Below are 13,008 nucleotides of genomic sequence, written 5' to 3'. Positions count from 1 at the left end.
GGGAGGAGCGGCCGATGCCGCGCACACGCACCGACACCCTCAACCTGGACCGCGACGTCGCCCTGATGGGCCTCGCGGTCGCCGCCCTGGCAGTCCTTTGCGCGCTGGGCGCGATCGTCGTCATCGCCGCGGTCGTGGTCACCGGCTTTCATGCCGGCGGCTGGACGTGGCCGCCGGTCACCGCGTGGCCGAGCTTCGCGCTGACGGTCGCCTTCCACGCCGCTGATCCCGGTCCGGCGTTGCCGGTCCCGTGGTCGGGCGCGGTCGGCGATCACCAGCTGGCGTTCTACATCTGGTTCACCACGATCACCATGCTCGCCGCCGGCCTGACCGTCGGCAGTGCGATCCCGGTCTGGCGGCGGGTGGCGCCGACCGATGCCGGACACGCCACCCGCCGCGACCTGGCCAAGAACCTGTCGGTCGCGGCCGCGCGTAAGACCGCGGTGTGGACCCGGGGTGACCTCACCGACCAGCAACGCCGGACCGCTCCGGTCGAGGAGATCGCGGTCCCACTGCACCGCGGTCCCCGCTGCGAGCAGCTGGTGACGTCGTTGGAGACTCCGACCGGGACCATCGCGCCGACCCGCTCGGGCAAGAGCCGCACCGACCTGGTGCACAAGGTGCTCGCCGCACCGGGCGCCCTGGTCGCGTCGACGACCAAGAACGACCTCGCGGAGTGGTGCCTGCTGGCCCGCACCCGCCGCCCGGGCGCCGGGCCGGTGCTGGTGATCGACGCCACCGGCTCCCTGTCCTGGCCGGCACACGCGCGCTGGTCCCCGGTCACCGGCTGCGCCGACCCCGCCGTCGCACTCCGCCGCGCAGAGACGCTGATCGAAGCGTCCTCGCTCGGCCTGGAGAACGTCGGCGGCAACGACGCCGTGTTCCGAGGCCGGGCGACCATCGTCATGCAGGCGTACCTGCTCGCCGCCGCCACCCACCACCGCACCGTCGACCATCTCGTGCGGTGGTCGATCGCGAAACCCGCCGACCGGGAACCGGTCGAGTTGCTGGAGCAGCAGTATCCGCAGCTGGCGCAGAACCTGGAGTCGGAGATCGGGATGGTCGCCGAGACCTCGGACGCGGTCTGGATGTCGGTCCGCCGCGCGATCGAACCGTTCATGAACCCGGCCATCCGCTACTTCGCCACCCCGAGCCCCAGCGAGGAACTCGACATCGACGAGTTCCTGCACCGCCGCGGCAGCCTGTTCATCATCGCCGGGGAACACCAAGCCCCGCAGGCCCGGCCGGTGCTGACCGCGCTGGTCGAGCAGATCCTCACCACCGCCCAGGACACCGCACTGCGCCGCGAACGCCGCCGGCTGGAACCACCAACGACCGCGATCCTGGATGAGCTGTTCGCGGGGACGCCGGTGCCGCGGCTGCCGGGGATCATCGCCGACTCCGCCGGCCGCGGCGTGCTGATCCACTGGTCCGCGCAGTCACGCTCCCAGCTGGACGAGCTCTACCGCGAGCCAGGCCGGCTGCAGCTGATCGACAACACCCTCACCCTGACCGCGTTCCCCGGGCTGAAGGACGACAAAACCCTGGAGTGGCTGTCCACATTGTCCGGGCAGCACCGCCGCCGAACCCACCAGCACCACAGCGACGGAGTGTTCAGCGTCGGGCGCGGCGCCAGCGGTGAGGAGACCGTCCCGACGCTGCGCGCCGGGGACATCCGCACCCTCGACCGCGGACGGGTGCTGATCCTGCACGGCAACCTCCGCCCGATCCTCGGCCACACCGTCGACGTCGAGCAACGCCCGGACTGGCCCCAGCTGCAGGCTGACGTCGCCGCGATCCGCTCCGGGCAGGCTGCAATTGCTCCTGACGGCTACCCGCTGACCCTGCCTGGTGTGGGTGATCTGCGATGAGCGACGACGACATCGCCGAGCGCCCCGACGATCGGGACCGGTCGGAGCCGCGGTCGCTGGATGAGCTCGACGAGGTGGTTGCCGGGTTGGAGACGCTGGCAAAGGCCCTGGGGCGGCAGATCGAGCAGTTGTCGGAGAAACTCGCGGAGCTGACCGATGAGCCGGAGAGTGATCCACGACTGGCGCGGTGGCTGATGTTCCTGCCGCCGGACGCGGCCGAGGACAAGCAGCATCACGGGGACACACCGCTGTTCACGATCGCGCACTTCGTGCAGTACTACAACGAGACCTACGTCGGCAATCCCGGTACCCGCGCGGTCGCCATCCCCGACTGCTGGCTCGACCATCCTGGCTTGGTCGCCGAACTGGCCACCCTCACCTACACCTGGCGCGAAGCCCATCTGGGCAAGAAAGCCACCGCCCGCGATGCGCAGTACTGGCACGACCACTGGCGCCCCGGCTTCGCCGAGCGCATGGCCACCGAATGGGTCCATCAACGCTGCCGATCCGACGGCCACAAGACCGCCGGCGCACCGGCTCGCCCCGATCGTTTCACGCTGGAACATCGCGAACGGGAGGCACGGGCAGCGGAAGAGGCCCGCGTCGACGACCAGCTGACCGTGCCCGGTCGGCCATGATCGCCTACGCGCGCCGGTCGTGGACGTGCGAATCGAGCACCCGGCTCGCACGCGTGTCGGTGGTTGCGCTGTACATCGCGTGCGTCGTCGGCGTGAACTGGCTGGCTGGGTGCAACGCCTCGCCGGGCTAGGGATCTCATTAGTGGCTGTCGTTCTCGGCACGGTGCTGTCCTACGTGGTTGCCGGCCCGGCCATCGCGACGGCGTCGGCGGTGTCCTTCGCTGTCAGCGAAGTGCTCGACGCGGCGGTGTACTCCGGCACCGTCCAGCGCCGCGGCGCCGTCGTTGCGGTGCTGTGCAGCGGGGTCGTCGGCGTCACGGTCGATTCGCTGCTGTTCCCGGCGATCGCGTTCGCTTCGCTCGCACTGACGCCAGGTCAGCTGCTGGGCAAAGCGTACGGCGTCCTTGCCAGAACGATCGTGACTGCCATCGTCCGTCGCCGGTCATGAGGTTCCTGCTCGGGTTCATCGGCCCCACTGGCTGGCGCTGCTCGATGTGCCGTTGTTCGTGTCCGACCGAACTCTGCGCCGGTACAAGACTTTGCCGGTCGCGTCATGCGACTGGGCCTGCGACTCCGGCGGTTCTTCAGTTTGTCTGGAACCGTCTCAGGGGTACACGCAGTGCCGGTCTCGTGCGGCTCGGCAAACGTGTTCTCACAGCGACGAGTCGGGGCGACATCACCGTTCTGTCCGCACCCCAGCCCATACCGGCGGGCGCCGGCGCGGGACGGGGGTGGCATGTCGTCCGAGCACCAGCGTCGTGATCTCAGAGCCCGGCCCGGGCCGCGGTGAGGAGTTCGGTGAGCAGGCGTGCCCGAGTAGTGGTGTCCTGCTCGTCACGGGACGGGTGCCAAGGACAAGCGATGTCGATGGCGATGACACGGCCTGTGGCCAGCACGCGGCGCGCCGCGTCGAGCACGGCTCGCTGCGTGGGGCCGTTCGGGGCGGGAAAGCGCATCCCCGGCAGTTCGTCGGTGCTGATCACGTCCACGTCGATGTGCAGTACGAGCGGCCCATCGGGCAACATCGGTGCCTGGAGCTCCTCGACCCGGTGGCGCCTGAGGTCGCTGCCGGAAAGATAGTCGACCTCAGCAGGGTCGAGATCGCGCGCATCGACGAGCACCGCCTGGCGTTCGGTCAGGGGACGGAGCCCCAAGGGTGCGGCGAGTCGTTCCTCGTGCGCGCCCATCACCAACCGCAGCGCCATGCCACCGAGGTAGCCGGAGGTCGAGCTGTGCAGGGTATGCACGTCGCCATGCGCGTCGAACCAGACCACCGACGGGTCGAGGCCTGCGCGTTGCGCACCCGTGACCGTGGCGTTCACGGCCAGGCAGTCCCCGGACACCACCACCGGCGCGATGGCCTCCTCAGTCCCGAGCCGGGCGGCCACCCTATCCGCCACAAGGTCGAACAAGGCCACCAGACGCGTCCAGATATCCCCTTCGGGCAAGGTGGCTTCGACGGTCTCGATGACGGCCGACCCGGGCAGAGGGATGCTGCTGTCGGGCAACCGTTCATCCTGGTGGTAAGGCACGACGATGATCATCGGTCCAGGGTAGACGTGCGCACACCCCAGGCCCGTCGAAGGGCTCCTGGGGCTTCCCCCATGTGGTTGTCAAGCCACGACGGGATCGGAACCAGTTTGAGAATGCCGGTAGTAGGCGCAGCCGACCCGACGCAACGATCATCGCCGCATCCAAGCACTCTCGGCTCGGCTCACCGAAAACCATCCAGCAGCGCAGCGCGGACAGATGCTCTGCGTCTCATGAGACACCGCGTACTGGGGAACGGCGGTTTCGCTCAGCTCAAGCAGCACGGCCGGTGGACGATCCCACCGCGGGAGTACGTAGACCGGCTGCGCCGCTACCGCGACGAAATCGGCATGCTCGACTGGGCCGCACAGCTCGCCGCGCAGCACCAGGAGATCCTCCGGCTTCGCCAGAGCGCGGACTCGCCCGACAACGTCCGAAACTCCCCGACGCCAGGAAGTCGAGGATCACCGGACCATGCAGCTAATCGACATCGGCCGCGACGCTCTCGTTTCCCTTGGTGAAGGTGAGCGTGCGGGCATACGGCCGAAATCCCAAGCCCTCGTAGAGTGGGACCGGCGCCGGATGGTCCGGGTGACCCTGCACCGGATACACCACCGCATGCCGTGCGCCTGCCTCGCGCAGAGCATGCATCGCCGCCAGACACACCGCGCGGGCCAGACCTCTGCGCCGGAATCGCGGGTCGGTGCCGACCGGCTCCAACTCGCCCACCTTGTTGCGCTCGTCCAGCCAGATCAAGCAGTTGGCCACGAGGCTGCCGTCCGGAGCCTCGACAACCCAGTCCAGGTCCGCCCGATACGGCCATGCGGCCATCACGTTGCGATAGCTGCCCTCGGTGACCCGAGAAGGATGCCAAGCGGCCCGGTGCACAGCGACCCGGCCAGCCAAGTCCTCCTCACCTCGAACTGGCCGCGCCCGATATCTCTCGGGCAGGTCCGGCTGCGGCAACTCAGTCAGCGGATGAGCCATATACCAGTTGAAGTACGGAAAATTCCGGCGGATGTATCCATGCCTTTCCAGCGCGGCGATCAAGTGCTTCTCGGCGTCCAGCACTGTGACCGTCGTCTGAGGCGCAGCAGCAATGCCAGAAAACCAGTCGAGCACGGTGGCGGCCAGATCCGGCCAGGCTGGATCCACCAGGAGAGCCAGGCTGTTGGGCAACTCGGCCCAGCCCCACGCAACGACCTCACCCTCGGCCTCCCACAACGCGGTCGGCCATTCAGGTTCGCGACCGAGGTGCTGGTTACGCTCCCACGCCAGATCACCGACATGCCACCGACTCGCCCACGACCAGATCCGCTGCACCAGCCGCTGCATCGCGCGCAGATCCACCAAGCCAGCATACGGCCGCATCCTCGCCACAGTCACACCGTGATCTTGCCGCGTCGGGGACCGGCCGCCAACGGAATTTCCGTCGGCTATCACGCGGTCGAACACGAAACCATGGCCGAGCCACTAACCCGACACGGCCACATCAACAGCCCCTTCGACGACCACATCGTCTAACATGGACGAACACGGCGCCGACGACCTCAACCGCCTGGCCGGAACGCGACACGTCCGCAACGGGACACGCCAACTGCCGCGACAACCGCCGCCAGCACACCGCAGAAGCCGAGGGCATCGTGCGTTCGCTCGCGCAGCGTGGCTATCGGTTGCATGCTTTCGGTGGCAATTTGTCCACTGTCCAGCTCGCCGTCGAAGCCGACGTCAAGTACTGGGTCGTCGCTCAAAAGCACCCCGATCTGCGACCACTTCCAGCAGCTCGTCGTTCACGCCCGTCGGACCGCCGCAGAGGTTCGCGACAACTACGACCCCTGCACCCCGCTACGACGGGACCACGACGCACTCAAGAAGCACTGCGCTGAGCTCGAACAACTCGTCCGCACCTACGCGCAGGTCATCAACGAACTTGCCCTGGAGAACAAGGCGTTGAGGGAGCAGGAGGCTTCTCCGCGCGCAACCGTCACGCCGTTGAGGAGATCGGACTCATGACCCACCATCAGGTGCTTCCGGCTGGCCAACTGCGTGCTCCATCCAGACGTTCGGTTCCACATAGACACCGACATCCAACTCCGTCGATGCCAGCACCGGCACCAGAGCGCCTTCGACCACGTTCGCCCCTTCATCCAGCGAGCTGCCTGTCCACGACTGCCACTGGGCGAGAGAGCCGACGATGGTCATGGAAAACGGCGCCACCTTGACGAATTGCCCGCCCAGACGTTCATGAGCACGAACCCATGGGTCGGCCGATGACCCGTCGGGGCGCCGCCTGTCAAGAAACTGCTCCATGGGCAACGACGGGAGTTGATCCTTCGTCGTCGGACGAACCGGGATGACGAGCCGGCTCAGACCACGCTCGCGAACCGACTGCCGCAAGAACGTCAACGCCTCCGCAGCTATCCCTTCGCCTCGCCGGTCACTGGTGACCTGCACGTCGAGCGCCGCCACACACGTTGGGGGTCGTTCATCCAGTGCGTCCTCGATCGCCCAGATGATGATCCCGTCCCAACCCTGATCCGGGAGCTCTGCCCGCTCGGTGTCAGGGAAAACCAGTGGCACGCTCACCGCCCGGGCGACAGGAACGTCGCCGTCGAGAACGACCAGGAAGTACTCAGGCCAGCGGACGGCGAGGCGGCGAGCCCTCGTCAGCGCACCGATCTGGTCGTGCTGCATGAACTCGGCCCCGATATCACCCAGCGCAAGCGCTGGCTCCAACAGATCTGGCCGCTCAGCCAAGTTCACAACAAACACGATCCCACCCATCCTCGACCTGCATCGGAGCACTGACATCATGCCCCCACAACTGGTCGTCCCAGCAACTCATTTGGCCGAAGTCAACACAACAGCTCTCACCCGAGAGAGAACTCTGGCCTGGTCCTTCGCCGCGCGATGGCGCCGCCGCTACCGGAATGCCACGGCCACCGGCGATGCAACAACTGTGTGAAGTTCGCGCTCCGCTGGCGGCGGAAGATCCTCAAGACGATCGAGGCGTCCGGAAACAATGCCGCGACTGCAGCGTAGCTCGACGGTCGTGAGTTATAGTGACACCGTCCGGCACATCTTATTTTGCAGCCGGAGTCACTGGAGGTTTCTCCGTTATGGTGCAGAAAGTTCTCGTGGAGATGGTCGACGACATCGACGGCGGTGCGGCCAACCAGACGGTTCCATTTGGCCTGGACGGGGTGAGCTACGAGATCGACCTGTCCGACGCCAACGCGGCCGCGCTACGCGATGAACTCGCCCGCTACATTGCCGCCGGGCGACGGATCGGCGGCCGTAAGATGCGGCTGGCGGCCGGAGAGTCTTCGCAGGTGAAGAAGTCCGGCGCTACTGCTGCGGACCGCGAGCGGTCGCGCCAGATCCGTGAGTGGGCGAACGCCAACGGCTACTCGGTGTCCGACCGTGGCCGTCTCTCGGCCGAGATCATTGAGGCATTCGACGCGAACGACGGTCAGCCCATCGTCGTCGACGAGCCCGCTCCGGCGACGCGGAAGCGTGCTCCGCGCAAGAAGGTCGCGGCCGCGACGAGGTAGAAGTTGGCGGACGGCGCTGAACATCGGCGCTGGAGAGAAAGTTGAGAGAACTCCGATGTCCGGCGAGGACGGCCACGTCATCGGTCACGTGGCCGTCCTCGCCGGACGTTGCTGGCGGGCGGGTCAGTAGCTGAGCCCGCGGTGGGCGCTTTCGCCGTAACTGTGGTCCTGGCGATCAACCAGTTCGTCTTCCAGTTCGGTACGCCGCGCGGCCGCTGCCTCTTCCGCCGCGGCGTCCTCCTCCTGTGCCTTCTCGGCGGCGAGTTCGGCGTTGAACCGCGCGACGTAGGCGTCGGCGGCGTCACGCAGAGATTCGCGGGTCAGCATGACGTCGGATGCGGCGTCTTCGCGGTCGGCTGTGGTCATCATCTGCCTCCATTGCCGGGTGATGTTCCGCCAGGCGTCGGCGCGAAGGTCGTTTCCGGCGGGTTGGTTGCCGAGCGGGGAGGCAGCATCAGGGGTGGTGATGTCGTAGGTCTCACGATACGCCGCGGCGAGCCCGACAAGGTGATCCCACTGCCGCGCGAGTGCAGCATCGTCAGGGCGGGCACCGAAGCGTGCGAGCCACGGCGGTTGTTCCCGAACCGCTTGGTCCCGCAGCTGGTCGGTTCGCGCGGTGATCTCCGCGTTCGTGGTCGCCAGCCGCTCCAGCGATCCGTGATAGTTCGCCGTGTGCGCCAGATCGGGTTGGGCCTGCCACGGTAGGGCGGAGTGGTGCCCGGCGCCGGCGTCGTGCTGGCGCACGAGCACGCTGACGAGCGCAACGCCGGTCCTGCGGGGGTCGGTGTGCTCGACGCCGGTCGTTGTTGCGGCGACCTTTCGGGCGGCGGCGGTGAGCGCGGTGTCGGGGTCGAGTCCGCGGGTGGCGCCGCCGGCGGCGTGGCGCCACACGATGCCCCACCACTCCTCGGTCACTGCCGCGTCGGGCAGGTGCGCGGCGACGATCTGCTGCCAGCGCCTGATCTGCTCGTCGGTCGCCGGGGCGATCCGTGCGGGCGCCACGTGGGTCCGGACGTGGTCGTTGACCCGCTTGGCCAGCACTGCGGCCGGGTCCTGGGCCCAGCTGAATCCGCGGTCGTCGACCAGGTCACGGACGAGTCGGTCGGCCTGCCACCCGCGGTCCTGGGCACGGGCCAGCGCCGCCAAGGCCGCGGGCTCGGCTCCGGTATTGACCGCGTCGGGGACGTAGCGGGCGAGGACGTCGAGGTAGCGGTCCTCGTCACCGTCACGGGCCAGCAGCTCGTATCGGCGAACCAGCACGTTCAACGGCTCGAGAACGCCCCGTTCGTCGTGGCGCTCGAACTCGGCGAACACGTCGTCCAACTCAGCGGCGTGGGCCGACGTGATTGGTGATGGAGATTCGGATGAGGCTGATGCTGGTGCCTGACCGAAAGCCTCCCAGCGCTCGGTCAGCGTGCGCCAGGCTTCCGACTTCGCCCCGCGGCTGTCAGGCTTGCCTCCCAGCGGCGCCTCGCCGTCGATACGGAAGGTTTCGCGGTAGGCCGCGACGAGGCCGACAAGGTCGTCCCAGTCCTCGGCGGCGATCGGGTTGTCCGGCCGCGGCCCGAGCTCCGATACCCATTCGGGCTGGTCGCGGATCACCGCGGCGCGAAGCTGCTCGAGGCGGTCGGCGATCGCGAGGTTCATCTCGTGCAGGTACTCGGCGTGCCCGGGACGGTGGCGGACGTGGGCGAAGTCGGGCCGGGCCAGCCACGGCACGGCACGCACGTGCGCTTCACCACGCTCACTCCGACGCTGAAGTTCCGCGGCCAATGCCGCGTCGGCGTATCGGTCATCCGGCATCGGGTCCGGCACCACCGGACGAGCGGCGAGCTGATGGGCGACGACGGTCAAGGCCGCGTCGACGTCGACGCCGACCGCGAGGCCGCTGGCTGCGCGTTGCCAGATCTTGGCCCATTCCGGGTCTTCGACGGCCGCGTGCGGGGCGATCGCGTCGATGATGCCTCGCCAGCGGGTCACATCGGTCGGTTGGGCTGGCGCCATTGGCGAGGGCGGCCCGCGGCGCTGAAGATGTGTGGCGATCCGGGCTTGCAATGCGGCACCGGGGTCGTCGGCGTCGTCGAGGGACTGACGCCAGCGCATCACGGCGGCGACAAGCGGGTCGGGTTCCCAGCCGAGGTCGTGGGCGTTGCGTAGCGTCTGGATCAACGCCGGCTCGCTGTCGAGATCAAGCGCGGAGGGGGCTCGGTGGGCAAGGATGGCGCGGTAGCGGTCCTCGTCGCGGTAGGTGGCGGTGTAGTTGTAGCGCAAGACCAGCGTGCCCATCGATAACGCGTCGTCCTGCGCCTCCCGCAACGTCTCGGTGGCCGAGACCTCAGCCCCGAAATGGTGCAGGACCCCGGTCAACACCGACTCCGGCGACACCGGTTCCGGTGTCTCCTGGTGCTGGTCGATGACGTGGTGGTGGGTGACGACGTAGATGAAGTTGCGGAGCATGGCGCGGGTGATGCCGGGGTAGAACTGCTCGTGGGTCATCGTCGGCGGCACCAGCAGGTGAGCGTTGCCGGTGCTGGTCATGCCTTGCACCCGGTTGACGGTGGCCGCGTAGGCGAGCTCGACGTGCGCCTGGACGTACCCGGCAGGCAACGTGATCGCGGCCTGGTGCACCCGGTGCTGGACGGTGATCTTGCCGTTGGCGTGGACGGCGGTAACCGTCCAGACGTCACCGTTCTTGACGAAATCCTTCCCACCGAACAGCGAGAGCAGCCGCTGGTTGTGCCGGGTGACGACCCAGTCCCCAACGCCGGCGGTGGTCGCGTCGTGCAGATCCACCTCACGGCCACGATCGACCGCACCCCGGCCCAGGCGCCGTTCGCGGGCCTCGATGTTCAGCGCGACGGTGTCTTCGTTGGTCGGCACGATCAGCAGCGACTGCACGCCGGCGTCAAGATCGGCCTGCCAGTGCGAGCGCGCAGCGTCGCGCATCGTCTCCAGAGACCCGTCGGAGACCCGGCCGTGCTCGAAGTAGTACTCGAGTCCCTTCGGGTTCGCTGCCCGGATCTGCAACGACGCCGCTGCCTGCTCTTCCCGGTCCTCGCCCCGGAACCGCACGATCTCCCGGAACCGGACAGCGCCGACGTCGTGGGCGATCAGCCGGATCGCCCCGCCGGCTTCGACTGCGGCCAGCTGCGCGTCGTCGCCGATCAACCGCACGTCGGCGCCGTTGGTCAGCGCGTACCTAACGACCTTGTGCAGCGTGTGGGTGCCGGCCATCGCCGCCTCGTCGACGATCACCAGGTCCCCAGACTCCATCGGGAACGCACGGTGGGCGAACCCGAACCACAGCGCGGTGGTCAGCTGGTGCAGCGTGTGCGGCTTCGCCCCGATCGACGCGCCCAGCTCCTGCGCGGCGCGAGCGGACGGGCCGAAGGCGTAGACGCGGTGCCCGGTAGGCCGCCAGGCCGTGGCCAGGACCTTCATCGCCGAGGTTTTCCCGGCTCCAGCCGGTGCCAAGGCGAGCTGCAGCCGACGGCCGGAGAGGGCGAACTGGCGCACCATCTCCGTCTGCCCGGCGTTCAGCCCCTGGCCCGCGAGGGCCTTCTCGACGGTGCCGGCGCGCAGCCGGTGACCGCCGCCGCGGCGCGCCCAAGCGACCAGGTCGCCTTCGGCGGCCAGGGTGGCGGTGGTGGTGTAGCGGGTGGAGCGGTGCTCCACGAACACCGACTCCCCGTCCCGGCGACGCAGCGACACGGGCTCGTTGACCGCGGTCGGTCCGACGAGGGCCAGGGTGTCGGGCTGGGCGAGGATGGTGTCGACGACGTCGTCGACGAGCTGTTCCCGCTTGTCCACCGGTATCCGCAGGTGCGCGGACTGGCGGTGGGCTTCGGCAGCGAGGTTCCACCACGAGAAGTGGCTGTAGTTGTCCGACACCACCTCCCGCGTGACCTCGGCGAGTTTGGCGATGTCGAACGCGTCCGGCTCCGCGCGTCCGGTAAGGAACACGCGGTCGGCGAGCGTGTCCAGGATCTTGGCGGGCACGATGCTGAGCGCATGCTCGCGCCACGCCTGCAGATGTTCCGCAAGCGTCTTGGGTGGTTGTTTACCGGGCCGGTTGTCGTACTGGGCGGCCCGGTCGATGGCGAAAATGTCCTTCGGCGTCGGCTCCTTCCCGTACTGGGCCTTAAACTCCACGATGCGCTTCGCCCGAGCGGCTTCGAACTGGCGATGGCGCTGGGAGAACAGCTTCACCAGCTCGACCTGAACACCCTCGAGCTGCCACACCGGGCGCTTCATGTCCACGCCCTCAGCGCTCCGCTGCACCCACGACGCACCCTGCTCGCGGAACAGGTCACGCAGGCGGTTGTCGAAGAACTCCGACATCGTGACGGTCGCAGCCAAGATGGTGCGACCGTCAAGGGCGGTCCATTCGCCGTCGTCGCTGCGCTGCACCTTCGACGAGATCAGCACGTGAACATGTAGATGCGGGTCGGAAGCGCGGGAATCCCAGTGCTCGAACAGCGCGGCAGTGATGCCGTTGACGTCCACCTGGGCCTCGCCCATGTTCCCCCGGCGGGTGAACGCGACGTTGCGTTCCATATAGGACACGGTGTCAAGGGCAGCTTGGCGGGCCATGCCGACAATGCGCTTTCGTCCGGAGGGTGACGCCATCGCCCACGCGATGGAGACGGTCTTATCCGGAGCGAACACCGCCTCGAACCCGGAGACCGCGGACTTGAGATTGCGTTTCTGCTCTGCCAGCCACTTGTTCAGTTCCTTGTCGTCGGCGGGACCGTTGCCGTCGTGGGCTTTGCGGTAGGCCTGTAGCTGCACGCCGCGGCGCAGCTCGGCGCGTTTGGCCGCGGAGATCGGTGCGCCGATCGGGCGGCCCTGCAGACGGTTGTGGTCCTTGTACGCCTGCGACACCTGGCTGCGCAGGTGATCCAGCGCGGAGTACTGCGGGAACCGCCGGCCCAGCCGGGTGGCTTTCAATGCCTCCTCGGCGGTGGCGCCGCCGGTGATCATTTCGGCTTCGATGGCGTCGGCGTGTGGATGCCGGCCTTCGCCGAAGAGGGCGTTCATCTGGGCAGGGGTGACTGCGCCGGAGAGTCCTAAGTGCTCTGCTCCGGCGCCGAACCATTGGCCTGCCGGGTAACCACGGGAGAGGTAGTAGTCACTTAACAGCTCGCCGGGTGCGAGCTCACGGCTGCGATCGGCGCACGCCACCGTGTTCGTGAGGTACTCATGACCACCAGGGCTCAGCTTCCGCAAGCCCATCATGTCCACACCAGACTACGCCGAAAATCCGGCGGAGCCCACCCGGTTCAGAACGTCTGCAAGACGTGCTGCGTGCGGGGTAGGGGGCAGGCTGGGTGAGGTGGTGCGGTGGCGTGGTCGGCTGGGTGCGTGGGTGGCGGGGTAGGTGCGGGGCTGGGGTGTGGTGGTGGGCGGGGTGCG

8 protein-coding genes are annotated in these 13,008 nt (G+C 68.0%); 4 read left to right on the top strand and 4 right to left on the bottom strand.

Annotation, left to right across the window (positions count from 1 at the left end; genetic code table 11):
- Positions 1-14 precede the first annotated feature (14 nt).
- From AB0M82_RS01660 to AB0M82_RS01650, 3 genes are all read left to right on the top strand, one after another.
- Positions 15-1,871 carry a TraM recognition domain-containing protein gene (locus AB0M82_RS01660; protein ID WP_364716511.1) on the top strand — a complete coding sequence of 619 codons (1,857 nt, stop codon included), beginning with the start codon at positions 15-17 and terminating at the stop codon, positions 1,869-1,871.
- The gene (locus AB0M82_RS01655; protein WP_364716508.1) at positions 1,868-2,509 is read left to right on the top strand and encodes a hypothetical protein; all 642 of its coding nucleotides are present in this window, start codon (positions 1,868-1,870) and stop codon (positions 2,507-2,509) included. The genes AB0M82_RS01660 and AB0M82_RS01655 overlap by 4 nt, the downstream gene beginning before the upstream one ends.
- 142 nt (positions 2,510-2,651) lie before the next feature.
- A complete protein-coding gene (locus AB0M82_RS01650; RefSeq protein ID WP_364716505.1) occupies positions 2,652-2,957 on the top strand; it encodes a VUT family protein in 306 nt (101 codons plus the stop codon).
- 316 nt (positions 2,958-3,273) lie between these two features.
- On the opposite strand, the gene AB0M82_RS01645 is transcribed toward AB0M82_RS01650, so the two are convergent.
- The 3 genes from AB0M82_RS01645 to AB0M82_RS01635 all read right to left on the bottom strand — a co-directional run bounded on the left by AB0M82_RS01645 (position 3,274) and on the right by AB0M82_RS01635 (position 6,823).
- Positions 3,274-4,053, bottom strand: a complete 780-nt coding sequence (locus tag AB0M82_RS01645; protein WP_364716504.1) for an arginase family protein — start codon at positions 4,051-4,053, stop codon at positions 3,274-3,276.
- A 466-nt stretch (positions 4,054-4,519) separates the two neighbouring features.
- The gene (locus AB0M82_RS01640) at positions 4,520-5,389 is read right to left on the bottom strand and encodes a GNAT family N-acetyltransferase (protein WP_364716502.1); all 870 of its coding nucleotides are present in this window, start codon (positions 5,387-5,389) and stop codon (positions 4,520-4,522) included.
- Between the two features lie 657 nt (positions 5,390-6,046).
- Positions 6,047-6,823, bottom strand: coding sequence for a Long-chain-fatty-acid--CoA ligase (locus AB0M82_RS01635; RefSeq protein ID WP_364716501.1), 777 nt, complete (start codon positions 6,821-6,823; stop codon positions 6,047-6,049).
- Positions 6,824-7,158: 335 nt separating this feature from the next.
- Here AB0M82_RS01635 and AB0M82_RS01630 point away from each other — a divergent pair, with 335 nt between their 5' ends.
- Positions 7,159-7,593, top strand: coding sequence for an Lsr2 family protein (locus AB0M82_RS01630; RefSeq protein WP_364716499.1), 435 nt, complete (start codon positions 7,159-7,161; stop codon positions 7,591-7,593).
- 123 nt (positions 7,594-7,716) lie between these two features.
- Here AB0M82_RS01630 and mobF read toward each other — a convergent pair whose 3' ends face one another.
- Positions 7,717-12,831: a MobF family relaxase gene (mobF, locus tag AB0M82_RS01625; protein ID WP_364716497.1), complete on the bottom strand. Its 5,115-nt coding sequence runs from the start codon at positions 12,829-12,831 to the stop codon at positions 7,717-7,719.
- Between the last annotated feature and the right edge of the window lie 177 nt (positions 12,832-13,008).

Origin of the sequence: Amycolatopsis sp. NPDC051128 (genome assembly GCF_040682715.1) — a bacterium.
Lineage (GTDB): Bacteria > Actinomycetota > Actinomycetes > Mycobacteriales > Pseudonocardiaceae > Amycolatopsis.
This window is presented reverse-complemented; position numbering and strand designations above follow the sequence as displayed.